This window comes from Streptomyces sp. APSN-46.1, from assembly GCF_022815725.1.
GTDB lineage: Bacteria > Actinomycetota > Actinomycetes > Streptomycetales > Streptomycetaceae > Streptomyces.
Map to the genome: position 1 here is coordinate 39,727 of NZ_JALGRF010000004.1, position 18,584 is coordinate 58,310.

Below are 18,584 nucleotides of genomic sequence, written 5' to 3' on the forward strand. Positions count from 1 at the left end.
TCGACGCGTATCCCATGCCGGCCGACGGCGACCTGCCCCAAGGGCCGGCGCGCTGGACGATCGACCCGGACCGCGCGGTCCTGCTCCTGCACGACATGCAGAAGTTCTTCCTCGCCCCCTTCCCGGCGGGCGAGCAGCCCGTCACCGACCTGGTGGCCAACAGCGCGCTGCTGCGCGACCGCTGCGCCGCGCTCGGCATGCCCGTCGCGTACACGGCGCAGCCCGGCGGTATGACCCCGCGGCAGCGGGGCCTGCTCAAGGACTTCTGGGGCCCCGGCATGCGGCCGAGCCCCGAGCACCGCCAGGTCGTGGAACCGGTGGCACCCGCCGAAGACGACTGGGTGTTCACCAAGTGGCGCTACAGCGCCTTCCACCACACCGACCTGCTGGAGCGCATGCGCGCCGCCGGCCGCGACCAGCTCGTCATCGTCGGCGTGTACGCGCACGTCGGCGTGCTGATGACCGCCGTGGACGCCTTCAGCCACGACATCCAGCCCTTCCTCGTCGGCGACGCCGTCGCCGACTTCACCTGGGCCGACCACCGCATGGCCCTGGAGTACGCGGCGGCCCGCTGCGCCACCCTCACCTCCACCAAGGCGCTGCTCGGCGCCCTCCCGGAACCCGGGACGGCCGCCGACGGCTCGAAGGAGCGGTCATGACGGACGACCTGCTGGGCCGGGTGCTCGGCGAACGGCCCCCCGCCTTCGCGCTCGTGCACCGGCCCGAGACCACCGGGGCGGACGAGATCGACCTGTTCCTCGGCGAGATCGCCGAGGTCCGGACCCTGGCCGGCATCCCGCTCCCGGACCTCGCCGGCCCGGTCGGCGCGGCCGGCCGGGCGGACTCCGCCGGCGCCCGCCAGGAGGTGCTCGCCCTGGTGCCGTACCGGCAGATCGCCGAACGCGGCTACGAGGCGCCCGACGACGGGGCTCCGCTGCTCGCGATGACCATCGCCGAGCAGCGGAGGCTGCCGCTGGCCGAGGTGCTGTGGCGGATCCCGAACGCTCCCGTGCACCTGGCGGAGGGCGGCGCCTTCGACATCGACGACGGCGCCTACGCGGCGACCGTCCGCAAGGTCATCGCCGACGAGATCGGCACCGGCGCGGGCGCCAACTTCGTCATGAAGCGCTCCTTCGTCGCCGACATCTCCGACTACGACGTCGGCTCGGCGCTGCGGTTCTTCCGCCGCCTCCTGGAGCGGGAGCAGGGCGCGTACTGGACGTTCATCGTCCACACGGGCGACCGCACCCTCGTCGGCGCCTCCCCCGAGCGGCACGTCAGCGTCAGCGAGGGCCGGGCCGTGATGAACCCCATCAGCGGCACCTACCGGTACCCCGCCTCCGGGCCCACCCTCTCCGGCGTCCTCGACTTCCTCGCCGACAGCAAGGAATGCGACGAGCTCTACATGGTCGTCGACGAGGAACTCAAGATGATGGCCCGGATCTGCGAGAGCGGCGGCCGCGTCGTCGGCCCGTACCTCAAGGAGATGGCCCGCCTCGCGCACACCGAGTACTTCATCGAGGGCCGCACCGACCGCGACCCGCGCGAGATCCTGCACGAGACGCTGTTTGCGCCGACCGTCACCGGCTCGCCGCTGGAGAGCGCCAGCCAGGTGATCAAGCGGTACGAGCCCCAGGGCCGCGGCTACTACAGCGGCGTCCTCGCCCTCATCGGCCAGGACGGGCGGGGGACGCGCACCCTGGACTCCGCGATCCTCATCCGCACCGCCGACATCGACGCCGGCGGCCGCATGAAGATCGGCGTCGGCGCCACCCTGGTCCGCAACTCCGACCCGCTCTCCGAGGTCGCCGAGACCCGCGCCAAGGCGGCGGGGCTGCTCGCGGTCCTCGGCGAGAGCGGCCCGGCCCGCTTCGCCGACCACCCCGGCGTACGCGAGGCCCTCGGCAGGCGCAACGAGAACATCTCCGCGTTCTGGCTGGCCGACGACGCCGACCGGGAGGCCCCGCTGCCCGAGCTCGTGGGCCGCGAGGTGCTCATCGTCGACGCCGAGGACACCTTCACCGCGATGATCGAGCACCTGCTGCGCTCCTTCGGCGCCGGGGTGACGGTCCGCCGGTTCGACGAGCCGTACGCCTTCGAGCCGTACGACCTCGTCGTCATGGGCCCCGGGCCGGGCGACCCGCGCGACGCCGCCCACCCGAAGATCGCGCACCTGCGCGAGGCCATCGACACCCTGCTCGCCCAGGAGCGGCCGTTCCTGGCCGTGTGCCTGAGCCACCAGATCCTCAGCGCGCGGCTCGGCCTCGACCTGGTCCGGCGCGAACACCCCAACCAGGGCGTGCAGCGCGAGATCGACCTCTTCGGGCGGCGGGAACGGGTCGGCTTCTACAACACGTTCGCCTCGCGCTGCGACTGCGAGAAGGCCGACAGCGACATCGGCGTGATCGAGGTCAGCCGGGACCCGGAGAACGGCGAGGTGCACGCGCTGCGCGGCTGGGGCTTCCGCTCCATGCAGTTCCACCCGGAGGCGGTGCTCACCGAGGACGGCCCGCGGATCGTCGGGGAGGCCCTCACCGGCCTGCTCCGCGAGCGGTCGTCCCGGTGAAGGCCGCGGTCGTGTGGTGGGAACTGGCCGGGTCGGGCCAGACCATCGCCTCGCTGCGCGCGTTCCTCCGGGACGAGGCCGTCGACCGGTTCGCCGGGATCGAGGGCCTGCGCCTGAAGTTCTGGATCTCCGACCCGGAGACCGAGCGGTGGGGCGCGGTGCTCCTGTGGGAGTCCGCCGAAGCCGCCGCCGCTCCCCTGCCCGCCCGCGCGGCGGAACTCATCGGCCGCCCTCCCGCACACCGCACCCTGTTCGACGTGGAAGCCACGGTGGAGGGCGTCTTCTCCCTCCCCACCCTCTCCGGCCAAGGCCTGGCCCTCACCCCACCCACCCCGAACAAACCCTGATCCGCCCCCCTCCCGCCTTCTTCCGCCCCACCGATCCCACCAAGGAGCACGCAGCGCCGTGCGTACCCCCATCGCCCCGCTGACCGCCCGGGTCCCCGGCTCCAAGAGCATCACCAACCGTGCCCTGCTGCTGGCCGCCGCGGCCGCCGGAGTCACCCGGCTGCGGGCACCCCTGGTCAGCGACGACACCCTCGCCTTCCGCACCGCGCTCACCGGCCTCGGCATCCGCATCACCGACGCCGGCGACACCTGGGAGATCACCGGCACCGGCCACGGCCCCGCCACCGGCACCGCCACCGGCACCGGCCCTGCAACCGGCACCGGCACCGCCGCCGACGCTGACGCGGACGCCACCAGCCACGGCCCCGCCACCGCCGCCGGCACCGTGTGGTGCGCCGACGCCGGGACCGCCGCGCGCTTTCTGCCGCCCTTCGCCGCCGCCGGCCGCGGCCGGTTCGTCTTCGACGGCACCGACCAGCTCCGGGCCCGCCCGCTGCGCCCCCTCGCCGAGGCCCTCCGTACGCTCGGCGCCGAGGTGGCCACCGGCCCCGACGGCGGCCTGCCGCTGACCGTCACCGCCAGCGGCCTGGCCGGCGGCGACATCACCCTCGACTCCTCCTTCAGCAGCCAGTACCTCACCGGACTGCTGCTGTCGGCCCCGCTGATGACCGCACCGCTGACCGTACGCGCGCGGAGCCTGGTCAGCCGCCCGTACATCGACATGACCCTCGCGCTGATGCACCACTTCGGGGCCCGCGCCGAGGACCACGGCGACGGCACGATCACGGTGCTGCCCGGCGGCTACACCGCCGCGGACCTGCCCATCGAGCCCGACGCCTCCACCGCCTCCTACTTCTTCGCGGCGGCCGCCGTGACCGGCCGGAGCGTCACCGTGCCCGGCCTCGGCAGCGCCAGCTCCCAGGGCGACCTCGGCTTCGTCGAGGTCCTGCGCCGCACCGGCGCCCACGTGGAGATCACCGAGTCCGCGACCACCGTCACCGGCCGCCCCGACGGCAGCCTGACCGGCGGGTTCGACGTCGACATGGGCAACATCTCCGACACCTTCATGACGCTCGCCGCCATCGCCCCGCTCGCCGACGGCCCGATCACCGTCCACGGCATCGGCCACGCCCGGCTCAAGGAGTCCGACCGGATCGAGGCTGTCGCCCGCAACCTGCGCGCCCTCGGCATCCACACCGAGGAGGGCCCGGACCGGATCACCATCCACCCCGGCACCCCGAAGCCTGCGCAGATCGCCTGCTACCGCGACCACCGGATCGCGATGGCCTTCTCCGTCCTCGGCCTGCGCACCGGCGGCATCACCCTCGACGACCCGTCCTGCGTCAGCAAGACCTTCCCCGGCTTCCACGACGAACTGCGCCGGCTCTTCCCCGGCGCCGCGACCTCACACGCAACCTCACCCGCGACCTCACAAGGGATCTGAACCACGATGGCGGACATACTCATCGCCGGTGGCGGCATCGGCGGACTCGCCGCGGCGCTCGGCATCGCCGACCGCGGCCACCGGGTGACCGTCCTGGAACGCCGGGACGGCTTCACGGAACTCGGCGCGGGCATCCAGCTCGGCCCCAACGCCTTCCACGCCCTCGACCTGCTCGGCGTGGGCGCTCAGGTCCGCGCCCGGGCCGTCTACATCGACGAACTGCGCTTCATGGACGGCACCACGGACGAGCGGATCGCCTCCATGCCGCTGACCGGCGACTACCGGGCCCGCTTCGGCAACCCGTACGCCGTCGTCCAGCGCTCCGACGTGTACGAACCGCTGCTGGCGGGCTGCCGCGCCCACCCGCTGGTCGAGCTGCGCGGCAACAGCCCGGTCCTCGCGTACGAGAACGCCGGCCACGGCCCGGTCGGGGTGACGGCCGTCCTCGCCGGCGGTGAGCGGATCACCGGTGACGCCCTCATCGGCGCCGACGGCATCCGCTCGGCCGTACGCCGCCAGCTGGTCGGCGACGGGGACCCGCGGGTCTCCGGGCACACCATCTACCGCTCGGTGATCCCCATGGAGCTGGTGCCGGAGGAACTGCGGTGGAACACCGTGACCCTGTGGGCCGGCCCCAAGTGGCACTTCGTCCACTACCCGATCGGCGGCGGCGCCCACCTGAACCTGGCCGCGACCCGCGACGACGCCGCGCGGGAGGCCGTCGTCGGCGAGCCGACCCCGCGCGAGCACGTGCTGAACGAGTTCCCGGAGCTGGGCGACATCGCCCGGCGGCTGCTGGAACTCGGCCGGGACTGGAAGGCCTGGGTGCTGTGCGACCGCGACCCGGTCGGCGTGTGGACGGACGGGCGCGTCGCGCTCCTCGGCGACGCCGCGCACCCGATGCTCCAGTACGCGGCGCAGGGCGCCTGCCAGGCCCTGGAGGACGCGGTGGTCATCGCCGACGCGCTGGACTGCCCCGCGGACGACTTCGTGCAGCGCCTGGAGAAGTACAGCGCGGAGCGCCGCGAGCGCACCGCCGAGACCCAGCTGGTCGCCCGCGAGATGGGACGTCGGCTCTTCCACCCGGCGGGCGAGGGCGCGCGCGAACGCAACGCGATGCTGTCCGCTCTCTCGGCCGAGGACATGTACGACAAGGTCGCCTGGCTCCACGGCGAACGGCTTCGCGGCAAGGAGAGTGCAGAAAAGTGCTGAGCAGGTTGCGTTGGCTGACCGCCGGAGAGTCGCACGGACCCGCGCTGGTGGCGACGCTGGAGGGCCTTCCCGCCGGTGTCCCGGTCACCACCGAACTGGTGGCCGACCACCTGGCGCGGCGCCGGCTCGGCTATGGCCGCGGTGCCCGGATGAAGTTCGAGCAGGACGAGGTCACCTTCCTCGGGGGTGTCCGGCACGGCCTGTCGCTGGGATCGCCCGTCGCGGTGATGGTCGGCAACAGTGAGTGGCCGAAGTGGGAGAAGGTCATGTCGGCCGATCCTGTCGATCCCTCGGAGCTGAAGGAGACCGGCCGCAACACGCCGCTGACGCGCCCGCGTCCCGGTCACGCCGACCTCGCGGGGATGCAGAAGTACGGCTTCGACGAGGCCCGCCCGATCCTGGAGCGCGCCAGCGCCCGCGAGACCGCCGCCCGGGTCGCCCTCGGCGCCGTCGCCCGCTCCTTCCTGAAGGAGGTCGCGGGCATCGAGATCGTCTCGCACGTGGTCGAACTGGCCGCGGCCAAGGCCCCGTACGGGGTGTACCCGACCCCCGCCGACGTCGAGAAGCTGGATGCCGACCCGGTGCGCTGCCTCGACGCCGATGCCAGTAAGGCGATGGTCGCGGAGATCGACCAGGCGCACAAGGACGGCGACACCCTGGGCGGCGTGGTCGAGGTCCTGGCCTACGGGGTGCCCGTCGGGCTGGGCTCGCACGTGCACTGGGACCGGCGTCTGGACGCGCGTCTCGCCGCCGCGCTGATGGGCATTCAGGCGATCAAGGGTGTGGAGGTCGGTGACGGTTTCGACCTGGCCCGGGTGCCGGGCTCGAAGGCGCACGACGAGATCGTGGCCACCGACGAGGGCATCCGGCGTACCTCGGGCCGTTCCGGCGGTACCGAAGGCGGGCTCACCACGGGTGAACTGCTGCGTGTGCGGGCGGCGATGAAGCCCATCGCGACGGTCCCGAAGGCGCTGGCCACGGTGGACGTGGCCACCGGCGAGGCGGCCGTCGCGCACCACCAGCGTTCGGACGTGTGCGCCGTTCCGGCCGCCGGCATCGTGGCCGAGGCGATGGTCGCGCTGGTCCTCGCGGACGCCGTCGTCGAGAAGTTCGGCGGCGACTCGGTCCCCGAGACCCGCCGCAACGTCCGCTCCTACCTCGACCACCTGAGCATCCGGTGAGGTGACGGGGTGACGGGGTGACGGAACGGGCCGGGCCGGGTGCCGGGGGGCATCCGGGCCGGCCCGCGCCGTTCAGGCGAGCAGCTTCCGCTTGGCCTGCTGGTACTCCTCCTCGCTGAGCTCACCCCGCGCCTTCAGCTCCGAGAGCCGCACCAGGTCGTCCGCGGTGCCCTTGCCGGCGCCCTGGGCCGTCTCCCGGACGTAGGCGCTGAAGGCCTCCTGCTGCTCCTGGGCGTGCTTGATCTCCCGCTTGCCCATGTCCCGGCCCCGGACGCACACGTAGATCAGCACGCCGAGGAACGGGATCACCATGACGAACAGCAGCCACAGGGCCTTGATCCAGCCGTTCATCTCGTGGTCCCGGAAGATGTCGATGATGATCCGGAACAGAAGGACCAGCCAGAACACCCAGAGGAAGATCCACATCACGGTCCAGAACGCCCCCAGTACGGGGTAGTCGTAGGCCAGATAGACAGAACCATCCATCGTCGCTCTCCTGCCGCTCGTTGCCACGTTCGGGCGTCGGCCGACTGGATCACCATGGCAGCGGGCCCCCAAGATCGCCACCGGGGGCGACTGCCCGCACAGGCCCGCGCACGGAACGCGGCCGGGTACGGCCCGGCCCGGCCGGGTATATCTCCCTGGACAGGTCAACTGGACAGCTCGACGACGGCCCCGGCCGGCCCCGGCCCGGGACCATCCGTCGGAGGAGCGCAGAGCGATGAACCGTACAGACCTCACAGCCGTCGACACCCACGAGGCCAGGGCCCTTTCCACCACCCTGTTCCGCAGGCTCGCCGAGCTGGACGAGGGCTCCGCGGACTACTCGTACGTCCGCAACACCCTCGTCGAGCTCAACCTCAGCCTCGTGCGCTACGCGGCCCGCCGGTTCAGCGGCCGTAGCGAGCCGATGGAGGACATCGTCCAGGTCGGCACGATCGGCCTGATCAAGGCCATCAACCGGTTCGACCCCGAGCGGGGGGTCGAGTTCACCTCGTTCGCACTGCCCACCATCACAGGAGAGATCAAGAGGTTCTTCCGCGACACCAGCTGGGCCGTCAAGGTCCCCCGACGGCTCCAGGAGCTGCGGCTCGACGCCGCCAAGGCGCACGACGCCCTGGAACAGGACCTCGGCCGCCCGCCCTCGGACACCGAACTGGCCGGCCGGCTGCACGTGAGCCCCGAGGAGCTCGCCGAGGGGCAGAAGGCGGCGCACGGGTACTCCGCGCGCTCCCTGGACGCCCCCTCCCAGGAAGAGGACGACCACGCCGCCTACGCCTGCGGGCCCGCGCTCGGCGAGGAGGAGACCGCGTACGACCGGATCGAGTGCCTGGAGTCCATCAAGCCGATGCTGGCCGAGCTGCCCGACCGCGAGCGCACCCTGCTCTCGCTGCGGTTCGGGCAGGAGCTGACCCAGGCGGAGATCGGGGACCGGCTGGGGCTGTCCCAGATGCACGTGTCCCGCCTGCTGAGCCGGACCCTGGCACGACTGCGCACCGGCCTGCTCACGGACCCCGAACACGAGGACCCCGGCCTCGACGACCCCGAGCGCTCCGCGGACGAGGCCGATGACGCCTCGGTCGCCCGGACCTGACAGGTCCGCTCCGCCACGCTCCGCCAGGTCACCGATGTGTCCGCATCCTGGACAATTACCCTCAAGATATGAACCCAGCAGCCGAAGCAGCCCACGCCCTCGCCGCCGTGAAAGACGCTGACCGGAAGCACGTCTTCCACTCCTGGTCGGCTCAAGAGCTCATCGACCCGCTCGCCGTCGCCGGGGCCGAGGGCTCGTACTTCTGGGACTACGAGGGCAAGCGCTACCTCGACTTCTCCAGCGCCCTCGTCTACACGAACATCGGCTACCAGCACCCCAAGGTCGCCGCCGCCATCGCGGAGCAGGCGGCCAAGCTCTGCACGGTGGCCCCCGGCTTCGCGGTGGACGTCCGCTCCGAGGCCGCGCGCCTCATCGCCGAGCGCACCCCCGGCGACCTGGACAAGATCTTCTTCACCAACGCCGGCGCCGAGGCCGTGGAGAACGCCGTACGCATGGCCCGGCTGCACACCGGCCGCCCCAAGGTGCTCTCCACGTACCGCTCGTACCACGGCGCCACCTCCACCGCGATCAACCTCACCGGCGACGCCCGCCGCTTCGGCAACGACACCGCGACCGCCGGCGTCGTGCACTTCTGGGGCCCGTTCCTCTACCGCTCGCCCTTCCACGCCACCACCGAGGCCGAGGAGTGCGCCCGCGCCCTGCGCCACCTCGAAGACACCATCGTCTTCGAGGGCCCGCAGTCCATCGCCGCGATCATCCTGGAGACCGTCGGCGGCGCCCCCGGCGTGCTCGTGCCCCCGGCCGGCTACCTGGCGGGCGTGCGCGAGCTCTGCGACCGGCACGGCATCGTCTTCATCCTGGACGAGATCATGGTCGGCTTCGGGCGGACCGGCGCGTGGTTCGCCGCCGACAACTGGGAGGTCACGCCCGACCTCATCTGCTTCGCCAAGGGCGTGACCAGCGGTTACGTCCCGCTCGGCGGCGTCGCCATCTCGGCCGCCATCGCCGAGACCTTCGCCCGCCGGCCCTACCCGGGCGGGCTGACGTACTCCGGGCACGTGCTCGCCTGCGCCGCCGCCGTCGCGACGATCAACGTCATGGAGGAGGAGGGCATCGTCGCCCAGTCGGCCCGCACCGGCGCGGAACTGCTGGGTCCGGGCCTGCGCGCGCTCGCCGAACGCCACCCGTCGGTCGGCGAGGTCCGCGGTCTGGGCACGTTCTGGGCGCTGGAACTCGTACGGAACCCGGAGACCCGCGAGCCGCTCGTCCCGTACAACGCGGCCGGCGCCGACAACGCGCCGATGGCCGAGCTGGCGGCGGCCTGCAAGAAGGGCGGCCTGTGGCCGCTGGCCGCCGGGAACCGGCTGCACGTCGCGCCGCCCTGCAACATCACGCCGGAGGACGTCGCCAAGGGCCTGGAGATCCTCGACGAGGCCCTGTCCGTCGCCGACGCGCACGTGGCCTGACCTGCCCTCTCTGTGCGGTCGCCCAATCCGTGGGTGCTGCTCTTCGGATGTTCCGTGCGGGGGAGATCGGGCCGCGCGCGTGTTGCAATCCGTGGAGCGGCACACAGCAGTACCAAGCACCTACGGACCGGGATGCACGTCAGTCCCGGGGCGGCCCTTCGGGGCCGAACGGCGGGGAGCGGGACGTCCTTCGAGGGGCGGGCGCTGGACGCCGGGCGTACGGGATCCAGACAACCGGACTCCGTGTTCCCGAGAACCCGAAGGAAGACACCATGAGCAAGCACGTCCTGGCCCAGAACCAGTACGGCAAGGCCGAGAACCGCATCGTCAAGGTCACCCGCAAGGGCAACGACGGTTCCTGGCACGAGATCCGCGACCTCAACGTCTCCGTCGCGCTCCGCGGTGAGTTCCGCGACGTCCACCTGACCGGCGACAACGCCAACTGCCTGCCGACCGACACCACCAAGAACACGGTGTACGCCTTCGGCAAGGAGCACGGCATCGACTCCCCCGAGGCCTTCGGCATCCTGCTGGCCAAGCACTTCGTCGCCTCGCAGGCGCCGATCCGCGAGGCGCAGATCCGCATCGAGGAGTACGTGTGGGACCGCATCCCGGTCCCGACGCGCAAGGAGCAGCACTCCTTCGTCCGCAAGGGCCAGGAGGTGCGCACCGCGCAGATCACCTACAGCGAGACGACCGGCCTCCAGGTCATCTCGGGGCTGAAGGACCTGACCGTGATGAACTCGACGAACTCCGAGTTCCACGGGTACATCAAGGACAAGTACACGACGCTCCAGGAGGCGTACGACCGGATCCTCGCGACCAAGGTCACCGCGCGCTGGGCGCACTCGGCGCTCGCCGCGGACGACGCCTCGTACGACTGGGACCAGGCGTACAAGAAGGTCCGCAAGAACATGCTGGAGGCGTTCGCGGAGACCTACTCGTACTCGCTCCAGCAGACCCTGAACCAGATGGCCGAGCGGGTGCTCGACACCTGCCCCAAGGTCAACGAGGTGCGCCTCAACCTCCCCAACAAGCACCACTTCCTCGTCGACTTGGAGCCCTTCGGCCTCAAGAACGACAACGAGGTGTACTTCGCGGCGGACCGGATGTACGGCCTCATCGAGGGCACCGTCCACCGCGACGGCGTTCAGCCGGTGATCGCCACCAGTGACTGGATCGTCGCTTGAGTCGCTAAATCGCTTAAGGCCCGCCCGCGAGCCCCGCGAGGCCCGCTACTCGGGCTGTCCTACGAGGAGGTTCCACCGCCCCGCGCGCCCGCTGAGGGCGGTGACGGTGCCGGGCCGGACGTCGAGCCGCCAGAACGCCGCCGCCGGCAGCTCCAGGGCGTGCACCACGGCCGCCCGTACGACGGCCCGCTCGACCACCGCGCGGTGCGTGCCGGGGGCCAGCCCGGCCAGGTGCGCGCCCACGCGCGCGGTCAGCGCGGCCAGGGACTCCCCGCCCGGGGGCGCGTACGAGGGGTCCGTGAGCCACCGTTGAACCGCGGCGGGGTCCTCGGCGGCCACCTCGTCCAGGGTGCGGCCGGCCCACGCCCCGGTGTCCGGGCTGCGCAGCCCGTCGTGACCGGGGCAGGGGTCCCCGTACCCGAAACGGCCCTGGCGGGCGGCGAGATCGAGCGGGGCGGTCACCAATTGGACGCGTACCGAGGACGCCGAGGACGCTGAAGCCATGGTGGGAAGCGTAGAGCGCGCGCCCGGGGCGTGAGACGGCGGACACACGCCGTGGTGTTCAAGCCACGCGCGCGGTACGGTCGCGGACGACATGACGAAGGTATGACGGAAGTACCGGTGAGATTCCGGCACGGTCGCGCCACTGTGAAACCTCCCGCACGAACACGGGGAGGGAAGTCAGACCCGCCACCTTCGTCAAGAGCACCACTGACCGGGACGCGTGTTCCCCCTGGAGGTTCTGCCATGGCCCACTCCGCCGTGCCCACGACGGCTCCCGCCGCCGTCGCCCCGATTTCCCTTTCCGCGCTGGCCCCTTGGGCGGTGTTCGCCGGCGTCCTGACGCTGGTCCTGCTGTACTTCATCGGCGTCGAGCAGGGCGCCACCGCGGTCTTCGAGGGCGAGACCGTCCACGAGTGGCTGCACGACGGCCGCCACCTGCTCGGCTTCCCCTGCCACTGATCTCGCTCACGATCTCCGCAAGGGAAACCGAAAAGTGAATCCCATTTCCCCCCGCGTACTGCTGGTGCGCGGCATGCTGGCCGGTCTGCTGGCCGGTGCGGCCGCGTTCCTCGTCGCGTACCTCCTGGGCGAATCCAAGGTGGACGCGGCGATCGCCATCGAGGAGGCGGCCGCGGCCGGGCACGACCACGGCGAGGAGGCCCCGGTCAGCCGGGCCCTCCAGGCCACGGCCGGCCTCGGCACCGGCGTCCTGCTGTACGGCGTCGCGCTCGGCGGCATCGCCGCGCTGATCTACTGCTACGCCCTGGGCCGGATCGGCCGCTTCGGCCCCCGGGCCACGGCGGCGCTGGTCACCGGTGGTCTGTTCGTCACCATGACCCTGGTGCCGTTCTTCAAGTACCCCGCCAATCCGCCGGCCGTGGGCGACCCCGACACGGCCACCCGGCGGACCGTCCTCTACCTGCTGATGATCGCCCTGAGTGCCCTGTTGGCCGCGGCCGCACTGATCCTGGGCCGGCGCCTCGCGCCCAGGATGGGCAACTGGAACGCCTCGGTCGTCGCCTCGCTCGCGTTCGTCGCGGTGATCGGCGCCTCGTACGCGCTCCTGCCCGGTATCAACGAGGTCCCGGCGGACTTCCCGGCCGCCCTCATCTGGCAGTTCCGGCTCGCGTCCCTGGCCATCCAGGCCGCGCTCTGGACGACTTTCGGCCTGGCCTTCGGTTATCTAGCCGAACGCGCTCTTGTGCCGGGTGTCGCGGCCAAGGAGGCTGTGCAGCCGACGGGTTGACGACAAGGGGCCGGAGCAGATGCAGACCGAGATCAGTGCGTGGCGAGGCTGGACGGGTGCTGCCCCCTTCTGGCTGAACTCGGTCCTTCTGCTCCTGGCCCCTTTCACCGCCGTCACCCTGCTCGCGCAGATCGGCGTCATCACCGCCCTGGCCGCCCTCGGCGGCCTGGCCCGCCACCTCTGGTTCGGCGATTACGGCCACCCCGCGATGCACCTCGCCGCCGTCCTGATGAGCGGGGCGACGGTGGCCTTCGTGGTGGTCTGACCTCTCCCGGCCCATGACGGGGGACCGCTCTCACCCGTTCGGCGGTACGCCTGACATTCCTCGGGACGGCACCCCGCACCCGCCGCCAACTGCGGAGACGTGCGAAGGCCGATCCGACACACCGGTGACGTTCCGTCAGTCTCGCGCGTTTCCCGATGTGCGGATGGGCAGAGAACGATCCACTGCTCACAGGACCCGGCCACCCGAGCCGGGCGGCCAGGAGGGAATGCCATGCCCCGCGCCAAGTGGGTCGCCGGCGGGCTGACGGTCACTCTGCTCTGCACCGGCGTAGGGATGTTGCGGAGCACGGAGGGTGCCACGCGTACGACCACGACCACCGCGGACGCGCTGCCCTCGCGCGCGCTGGGCCTGTCCGGCCACCGGCGCCTGGTCCGGCAGCTGGAGCAGGCGGGGGAGCACGCCCCCGGCAAGGGGGCCCGGCCCGCGCGGGCCGGCATCGCTCCGCTCCGGGCGTCACGACCGCTGCGGTTGCGCATCCCGAGCCTGGGAGTTGACGTACCGCTGGCCGCGTACCCGGTGCGGGACGGGACCGGGGCAGGGACCGGGGCAGGGACCGGGGCAGGGCTGCGGGACGGGGTCGGAGAAGGGCCCGGCGAGGGGCCCGGGGCGACCTGGGACACCCGCGGCCCGACCCCGGGCGCGGCCGGAATCGCCGTCGTCACCGGGAACGGGCTGCGACTCGCCGGGCTGCGGCGGGGCAGCACCGTCGAGATCGCCCGCGCGGACCACCGTACGGCCGTGTTCACCGTGGAGCGCGTCTCGCCCGCCGGAGTCGGCGCCGCCGAGCCGGATCCGGCGGGGTTCGGCTCCCCGGCGGTGTCCGCGCCCGCGTCCCGGTCCCGGTCCGCGCCGGGGCAGCGGCGGGCCGGGCTGCGGCTGATCGGCGGCGAGACCGCCGTCCTGGCCCGGCTCACCGGCCGCCACCGCACCGGCTGAAGCCGAGGCCCGCTCGGCCCTGTCGTCGAAGTCCCGCTGTCAGCCGAGGGGGGTGTCTTCCTCCCCCGGTCGGGGGACGAACCCGGTGCGGGCGGGAAGTCCCCGGTGTGGCGGGGCACAGAGCGGGCATGAGCGGCGCGCGGTACGCCCGGTACCCCTGGGCGGTGATGGCAAAGGCCCTGATGGTGGCCTGTGTCGTCCTGCTGTGCGTCTGCGGTGTCGGACCGGTCGCCGCGACGGCCGCGGACTCCCGTCCGGCCTCCTCGACCGCCCCGACCGCCCCGACCGCCCCGACCGAGCCCACCGAGAGTCCGTCCGACCCCGCCGCCGACCCCGAAGTACGGGCCGCCGTACGGACCATCGCGCGCGGGCTGCCGGGCGTACGGCAACTACCGCGGGCGGTGTTTCACGTGAAACACCCGCACGGGCCCACCCGCATGGGCCCGTGCGGGACGGCCGACCCGGCGCTGTCCCGGCGGACGGTCCGGAGTGTGGTCCTGCGCTGCTGAGCGGGCCGAGCAGCAGCGCACACCCCCCACGCTCCCCCTCGTACACGTGGAGTTCCACCATGCCCATCGACCCGTACGCCGCGCTGAACGCGATGATCCGCGCCGAGGTCGCCCGCTTCTCCCCGCCGGTCCGCCAGGCCGAAGCGCCCGCGGCGAATACCCCGGCCACACCCGATGCCCCACCCGCCGCCGCACCCGCCGCCGAGGACGACACCGCACCCGCCGCCGCATCCGCGGCCGACGAGGACGCCGCCACCGCGTCCAAGAGCGAACGGCAGCAGGCCGCCCCGGCCGACTCGACCGCGTAGGCGCACGGCTGCGGGAACCGCCGCACGCCTCGGGCGTACTGCGGTTCCCGCTCGGCAGGACGTACAGCGCGGCCTCCAGGGGGCCCGCCCGGACGCGCGGAACCCGGCCCTCAGGGCTCGCGCGTGTAGAAGCGGTAGAACGCCGCCAGCCCGACGCCGGCACCGACGGCGAGGCCGATGCAGGTGGAGCGGAGTACGGACTGCCCGCTGAGGCTGTACAGGTAGCCCATGGCGATCGCGGCGAACGCGCCGTACGCGGCGGCGTGCACCTCCCGCATCAGCCGCGAGCCGATCCGGTCGAGGCCGTACACGCAGGCGGCGAAGAGCGCGCCGCACAGGATCCCGTAGAAGACGTTGGCCACGGTGACCGGGCCCTTGTCGCGGTCGATGAAGGCGGTCCAGAGCCCGTAGAAGAGTCCGAGGACCAGGGGGCCCGCGAAGGAGACCCAGCTCAGGTGTTTCGTGTCGTCCGTCGAGGTCTGCCGGTACCGCCGCATGGCGGTGGGTGCCGCATGTGCCATGACGGGCTCCTCTCTCCCATCCTCCAGAGCACACCCGCCGCCCCCGACCGGCAACTGGATCAACCGCGGGGCCCGCCGGATCCGGCAGCGCCGGGGCCGGCGCCACCCGCCCGCAGCAACACCGCTCGCGCCCGGCGCCGTACCGCATTTCCCTGGTGACGTGCGCACGTTCTTCTCGGCGGTACTCATCACGCTCGTGGTCCTCCTCGTGCCCACGAGCGCCGTCGCGTACTGGGCCGACCGCGAGTTGGGCGACGCCGACCGCTACACCGCCGCCATGTCCCCGCTCGCCGAGAATCCGTCCGTGCAGGGCGTCGTCGTCACCCAGGTCGCCCACGCGCTCTCCGGTCAGATCGACGCGGGCCCCTTCCAGGGCGGGGTGGACGCCCTGCTCGGCGAGGCCCTGCGCTCCTTCTCCGGGACCCCCGCCTACCGCACCGCCTGGGACGCCGCGAACCGCGCCGCGCACGCCGCGTTCCTCGACGCCCTCACCACCGGCCAGGGGGACGCGCTCACCATCGACCTCGCGCCGGTCATCGCCCAGGTCAAGGGGGAACTCGTCGCCGACGAGGTGCCCTTCGCCGACCTCATCCCGGTGACCCGCCTCTCCGTGAAGGTCATGGAGTACGACGATCTCGGCGCGCTCCGGAAGGGCTTCCGCATGCTCCAGAACGCCGGAGTCTGGCTTCCCGTGCTGACCGTGCTCCTGGCCGCGGCCGCGATCGCCGTCGCCGTCCGGCGGCGACGGGCCGTGGTGGCCACCGGCCTCGGGCTCGCGGCCGGCGCCGTACTGCTGTGGATCGCGGTGTACGTCTGCCGCCGGCTCACCCTGGACGATCTGCCGGCCGACATCGACCCCCGGGCCGCCGAGGCGGTGTACGACGCGCTCACCGCGTTCCTGCGCACCACCGCCTGGCTGATCCTCGCGGTCGGGCTCGCCGCCGCACTCGCCGCCTGGCTCGCGGGACGGCTGCGCCGCACCCCATAAGCTCGGAACATACCGACAACCCCCTACTACTCCGTACTACTCCGTACTACTCCACAGAAGAACCGATTCGCGAGCGGCGGCACGGAAGCGGGCATGACCACCGAACGACGCACCGAACACATACCGTTCCGGCGCCCCCGGCAGCATCCGCTGGCCCCGCCCGCCTGGCTGCTCAAGGGGCTCCGGCCGAGCAGCGCCCCCGTCCCCTGGGCCGCCGCGGCGCGCGCGGGCATCGCGCTGGCCGCCCCGCTCGCCGTGGGCTTCGCCCTGGACGAACCCGAGTACGGGGCGCTCGTCTCCATGGGCGCCCTGTCCGGAGTGATCGGCGACACCGCCGACGCCTACCGGATGCGGATCCTGAACATCGGCGTACCGCAGTTCTTCGGGGCGGTCGGCGTCGCCCTCGGCACCCTGGTGTTCGGGCACGGCTGGCTCGCCGTCGGCGTCCTCACCCTGATCGCCCTCGTCTCCGGGATGATCTCCTCGATCGGCACGGTCGCCTCCGTGTCCGGGCTGCTGCTCCTCCTCAACGCCGTGGTCGGGGCCGGGCTGCCGCTGCCCCGGCCCTGGTGGACGGCGCCGCTGCTGCTCAGCGCGGGAGGCCTGTTCGTCCTCGCGCTGACCCTGCTGGGCTGGCCGCTGCGCGGCCGGCGCCCCGAGCGGGCCGCCGTCGCCGCCACCTACCGCTCGCTCGCCGACGCTCTGGAGGCTGCGGGCGGGCCCGCGTACGAGGAACGCCGCCAGCAGCTCACCGAGGCCCTCAACCAGGCCTATGACCTGGTGCTGGGCCGCCGGGCCCGGGTGCACGGGCGCAGCCCCGCGCTGGTGCGGATGCTGGCCCAGCTCAATGTGGTGATCCCGCTGGTGGAGGCCGCGCCCGCCGCGCACCTGCGGGGCCGGCCGCTGCCGCCCGGGATCCCGGCGGCCGTGCGGGAGCTGGCGGCGGCCGTGGAGGAGGGCCGCACCGGGACGCCCGCCCTGTCCCTGCCTCCGGCGCACAGCCCGTCGGAGCGGGCCGTCGACGCCGCGCTGCGGCATGCGGCGACCGTCGTGTACCTGGCCGACCCGGACCTCTACACCGTCGACGACCGGCTCGGCCGGCCGGCCGCACTGCGGGTGCGGGCCCGGCGGGCCGTGCGCGACATGATGCTGTCCGGGGCCTCCTGGCGGTACGGGCTGCGGCTCGCGCTCTGCGTCGGGCTGGCGCAGACGCTGGTCTCGGTCGTGGAGATCGAGCGGTCCTACTGGGTCGCGCTGACCGTCACCTTCGTCCTCAAACCCGACTTCGGCTCGGTGTTCTCCCGGGCCGTGCTGCGTGCGCTGGGCACCGCGATCGGGCTGGTCGTCGCGGCCGCCGTGCTCTCCGAGGTGCCGCGCGGCTGGTGGGACGTGCCGGTGATGGTGTGCCTCGGGGCGCTGATCCCCGTGTTCTCCGTCAAGGGGTACGCCTTCCAGACCGCCGCGATCACACCGGTGATCCTGCTGCTGTCGGACCTGCTCAACCACCAGGGCTTCGACCTGATCCGGCCCCGTCTGGTGGACAGCCTGATCGGCTGCGGGATCACGCTGGTCGCGGGCTATCTGCTGTGGCCCGAGAGCTGGCACACCCGGATCGGGGACCGGCTCGCCGACGCCGTGGACGACGCGGCCCGGTATGTGGAGCGGGCGTTCGGCGGCGGGCATCCCGACACGGAATCCGGGCAGCGGGCCGCGCGGACCGCGCGGTTGCAGGCCAGGCGCCGGATCTACCGCGAGCTGTCGGGCGTACGGACCGAGTTCCAGCGGGCGCTGACCGAGCCGCCGCCGACGGGTGCGCGGGCCGCCGCGTGGTGGCCCCTGGTGGTGGCCGTCGAACGGATCGTGGACGCGACGACCGCCGCGCGCGTGCGCGTCAACCACGGCGCCGAGCCGCCTGCGGCGGGCGAGGTCGAGAAGATCGCGCGGCAACTGCGCGAACTAGCCGAGGAGGTCCGCAGCAGTACGACCCCGGTCCGGGTCGAGATGGAGCCCACGGACGCCGAATCCACCGTCCTGGCCCCACTCCACCAGGAGCTCACAGCAGCCAGAGCCATCGCCCATCCGCCCCCCTGACCCCCACCGGTCAGCCGACCCCCACGGCCACTTGAGGCGCCACCCCAACCCCACCACTCCACCCAGCCCACTCCAGCCCCGCCCCATCCAGCCCCGCCGGCGTTTGAGGCGCCCACCCCAGCCGCGCCGCTCCACCCAGCCCCGCCCCATCCAGCCTCGCCGGCGTTTGAGGCGCGGGGTCTGGGGCGGAGCCTCAGGAAACGGAGAAAGGGCGGGGCGGGGACCAGCTCCGCG

20 protein-coding genes are annotated in these 18,584 nt (G+C 72.7%); 17 read left to right on the forward strand and 3 right to left on the reverse strand.

Annotation, left to right across the window (positions count from 1 at the left end; translation table 11 throughout):
* The first annotated feature begins 14 nt into the window (after positions 1 to 14).
* The 6 genes from MTF65_RS14505 (at position 15) to aroC (ending at position 6,750) form a co-directional block, all read left to right on the forward strand.
* Positions 15 to 659 (forward strand): isochorismatase family protein, encoded by a 645-nt coding sequence (locus tag MTF65_RS14505; protein WP_243629105.1) that lies wholly within the window; start codon positions 15 to 17, stop codon positions 657 to 659.
* Positions 656 to 2,566, forward strand: a complete 1,911-nt coding sequence (locus tag MTF65_RS14510; protein WP_243629106.1) for an anthranilate synthase family protein — start codon at positions 656 to 658, stop codon at positions 2,564 to 2,566. The genes MTF65_RS14505 and MTF65_RS14510 overlap by 4 nt, the downstream gene beginning before the upstream one ends.
* Positions 2,563 to 2,913, forward strand: a complete 351-nt coding sequence (locus tag MTF65_RS14515) for a hypothetical protein (protein WP_243629107.1) — start codon at positions 2,563 to 2,565, stop codon at positions 2,911 to 2,913. Before MTF65_RS14510 ends, MTF65_RS14515 begins: the two co-directional genes overlap by 4 nt.
* Before the next feature lie 79 nt (positions 2,914 to 2,992).
* Positions 2,993 to 4,357 (forward strand): 3-phosphoshikimate 1-carboxyvinyltransferase, encoded by a 1,365-nt coding sequence (gene aroA / locus MTF65_RS14520; protein WP_243629401.1) that lies wholly within the window; start codon positions 2,993 to 2,995, stop codon positions 4,355 to 4,357.
* A gap of 6 nt (positions 4,358 to 4,363) precedes the next feature.
* Entirely contained in the window at positions 4,364 to 5,569 is a 1,206-nt protein-coding gene (locus tag MTF65_RS14525) for a 3-hydroxybenzoate 6-monooxygenase (RefSeq protein ID WP_243629108.1), read from the forward strand.
* Positions 5,566 to 6,750, forward strand: a complete 1,185-nt coding sequence (gene aroC, locus MTF65_RS14530) for a chorismate synthase (protein ID WP_243629402.1) — start codon at positions 5,566 to 5,568, stop codon at positions 6,748 to 6,750. The genes MTF65_RS14525 and aroC overlap by 4 nt, the downstream gene beginning before the upstream one ends.
* A gap of 72 nt (positions 6,751 to 6,822) precedes the next feature.
* Here the strand turns inward: aroC and MTF65_RS14535 are convergent, their stop codons facing one another.
* A complete protein-coding gene (locus MTF65_RS14535; RefSeq protein WP_243629109.1) occupies positions 6,823 to 7,236 on the reverse strand; it encodes an SHOCT domain-containing protein in 414 nt (137 codons plus the stop codon).
* A 235-nt stretch (positions 7,237 to 7,471) separates the two neighbouring features.
* Here MTF65_RS14535 and MTF65_RS14540 point away from each other — a divergent pair, with 235 nt between their 5' ends.
* The 3 genes from MTF65_RS14540 (at position 7,472) to pucL (ending at position 10,961) form a co-directional block, all read left to right on the forward strand.
* Positions 7,472 to 8,344, forward strand: a complete 873-nt coding sequence (locus tag MTF65_RS14540) for a SigB/SigF/SigG family RNA polymerase sigma factor (RefSeq protein WP_243629110.1) — start codon at positions 7,472 to 7,474, stop codon at positions 8,342 to 8,344.
* A 68-nt stretch (positions 8,345 to 8,412) separates the two neighbouring features.
* Positions 8,413 to 9,771 (forward strand): aspartate aminotransferase family protein, encoded by a 1,359-nt coding sequence (locus MTF65_RS14545; protein ID WP_243629111.1) that lies wholly within the window; start codon positions 8,413 to 8,415, stop codon positions 9,769 to 9,771.
* Between the two features lie 272 nt (positions 9,772 to 10,043).
* Positions 10,044 to 10,961: a factor-independent urate hydroxylase gene (gene pucL / locus MTF65_RS14550; protein WP_243629112.1), complete on the forward strand. Its 918-nt coding sequence runs from the start codon at positions 10,044 to 10,046 to the stop codon at positions 10,959 to 10,961.
* Between the two features lie 45 nt (positions 10,962 to 11,006).
* On the opposite strand, the gene MTF65_RS14555 is transcribed toward pucL, so the two are convergent.
* Positions 11,007 to 11,465, reverse strand: coding sequence for a histidine phosphatase family protein (locus MTF65_RS14555; RefSeq protein WP_243629113.1), 459 nt, complete (start codon positions 11,463 to 11,465; stop codon positions 11,007 to 11,009).
* A gap of 243 nt (positions 11,466 to 11,708) precedes the next feature.
* Between MTF65_RS14555 and MTF65_RS14560 the strand changes: the two genes are divergently transcribed.
* From MTF65_RS14560 to MTF65_RS14585, 6 genes are all read left to right on the forward strand, one after another.
* The gene (locus MTF65_RS14560; RefSeq protein WP_243629114.1) at positions 11,709 to 11,924 is read left to right on the forward strand and encodes a CbtB-domain containing protein; all 216 of its coding nucleotides are present in this window, start codon (positions 11,709 to 11,711) and stop codon (positions 11,922 to 11,924) included.
* 34 nt (positions 11,925 to 11,958) lie between these two features.
* A complete protein-coding gene (locus MTF65_RS14565; RefSeq protein ID WP_243629115.1) occupies positions 11,959 to 12,711 on the forward strand; it encodes a CbtA family protein in 753 nt (250 codons plus the stop codon).
* Positions 12,712 to 12,730: 19 nt separating this feature from the next.
* Positions 12,731 to 12,976, forward strand: coding sequence for a hypothetical protein (locus MTF65_RS14570; RefSeq protein WP_243629116.1), 246 nt, complete (start codon positions 12,731 to 12,733; stop codon positions 12,974 to 12,976).
* Between the two features lie 231 nt (positions 12,977 to 13,207).
* Entirely contained in the window at positions 13,208 to 13,933 is a 726-nt protein-coding gene (locus MTF65_RS14575; protein ID WP_243629117.1) for a class F sortase, read from the forward strand.
* A 128-nt stretch (positions 13,934 to 14,061) separates the two neighbouring features.
* Complete coding sequence (locus MTF65_RS14580) at positions 14,062 to 14,442, forward strand: hypothetical protein (protein WP_243629118.1); 381 nt, start codon at positions 14,062 to 14,064, stop codon at positions 14,440 to 14,442.
* Positions 14,443 to 14,501: 59 nt separating this feature from the next.
* The gene (locus tag MTF65_RS14585; protein ID WP_243629119.1) at positions 14,502 to 14,750 is read left to right on the forward strand and encodes a hypothetical protein; all 249 of its coding nucleotides are present in this window, start codon (positions 14,502 to 14,504) and stop codon (positions 14,748 to 14,750) included.
* A gap of 110 nt (positions 14,751 to 14,860) precedes the next feature.
* On the opposite strand, the gene MTF65_RS14590 is transcribed toward MTF65_RS14585, so the two are convergent.
* Positions 14,861 to 15,271: a hypothetical protein gene (locus MTF65_RS14590; protein ID WP_243629120.1), complete on the reverse strand. Its 411-nt coding sequence runs from the start codon at positions 15,269 to 15,271 to the stop codon at positions 14,861 to 14,863.
* A 160-nt stretch (positions 15,272 to 15,431) separates the two neighbouring features.
* On the opposite strand from MTF65_RS14590, the gene MTF65_RS14595 reads away from it, so the two are divergent.
* Both MTF65_RS14595 and MTF65_RS14600 read left to right on the forward strand, forming a co-directional pair.
* Positions 15,432 to 16,259 (forward strand): hypothetical protein, encoded by an 828-nt coding sequence (locus MTF65_RS14595; protein WP_243629121.1) that lies wholly within the window; start codon positions 15,432 to 15,434, stop codon positions 16,257 to 16,259.
* 93 nt (positions 16,260 to 16,352) lie between these two features.
* Entirely contained in the window at positions 16,353 to 18,350 is a 1,998-nt protein-coding gene (locus MTF65_RS14600; protein ID WP_243629122.1) for an FUSC family protein, read from the forward strand.
* Positions 18,351 to 18,584 lie beyond the last annotated feature (234 nt).

Coding starts and splice junctions, on each gene's coding strand:
- MTF65_RS14505 (WP_243629105.1), top strand. CDS start 15: ATGCCGGCCGACGGCGACCTGCCCCAAGGGCCGGCGCGCTGGACGATC.
- MTF65_RS14510 (WP_243629106.1), top strand. CDS start 656: ATGACGGACGACCTGCTGGGCCGGGTGCTCGGCGAACGGCCCCCCGCC.
- MTF65_RS14525 (WP_243629108.1), top strand. CDS start 4,364: ATGGCGGACATACTCATCGCCGGTGGCGGCATCGGCGGACTCGCCGCG.
- MTF65_RS14535 (WP_243629109.1), bottom strand. CDS start 7,236: ATGGATGGTTCTGTCTATCTGGCCTACGACTACCCCGTACTGGGGGCG.
- MTF65_RS14540 (WP_243629110.1), top strand. CDS start 7,472: ATGAACCGTACAGACCTCACAGCCGTCGACACCCACGAGGCCAGGGCC.
- MTF65_RS14545 (WP_243629111.1), top strand. CDS start 8,413: ATGAACCCAGCAGCCGAAGCAGCCCACGCCCTCGCCGCCGTGAAAGAC.
- pucL (WP_243629112.1), top strand. CDS start 10,044: ATGAGCAAGCACGTCCTGGCCCAGAACCAGTACGGCAAGGCCGAGAAC.
- MTF65_RS14555 (WP_243629113.1), bottom strand. CDS start 11,465: ATGGCTTCAGCGTCCTCGGCGTCCTCGGTACGCGTCCAATTGGTGACC.
- MTF65_RS14560 (WP_243629114.1), top strand. CDS start 11,709: ATGGCCCACTCCGCCGTGCCCACGACGGCTCCCGCCGCCGTCGCCCCG.
- MTF65_RS14570 (WP_243629116.1), top strand. CDS start 12,731: ATGCAGACCGAGATCAGTGCGTGGCGAGGCTGGACGGGTGCTGCCCCC.
- MTF65_RS14575 (WP_243629117.1), top strand. CDS start 13,208: ATGCCCCGCGCCAAGTGGGTCGCCGGCGGGCTGACGGTCACTCTGCTC.
- MTF65_RS14580 (WP_243629118.1), top strand. CDS start 14,062: ATGAGCGGCGCGCGGTACGCCCGGTACCCCTGGGCGGTGATGGCAAAG.
- MTF65_RS14585 (WP_243629119.1), top strand. CDS start 14,502: ATGCCCATCGACCCGTACGCCGCGCTGAACGCGATGATCCGCGCCGAG.
- MTF65_RS14590 (WP_243629120.1), bottom strand. CDS start 15,271: ATGGCACATGCGGCACCCACCGCCATGCGGCGGTACCGGCAGACCTCG.
- MTF65_RS14600 (WP_243629122.1), top strand. CDS start 16,353: ATGACCACCGAACGACGCACCGAACACATACCGTTCCGGCGCCCCCGG.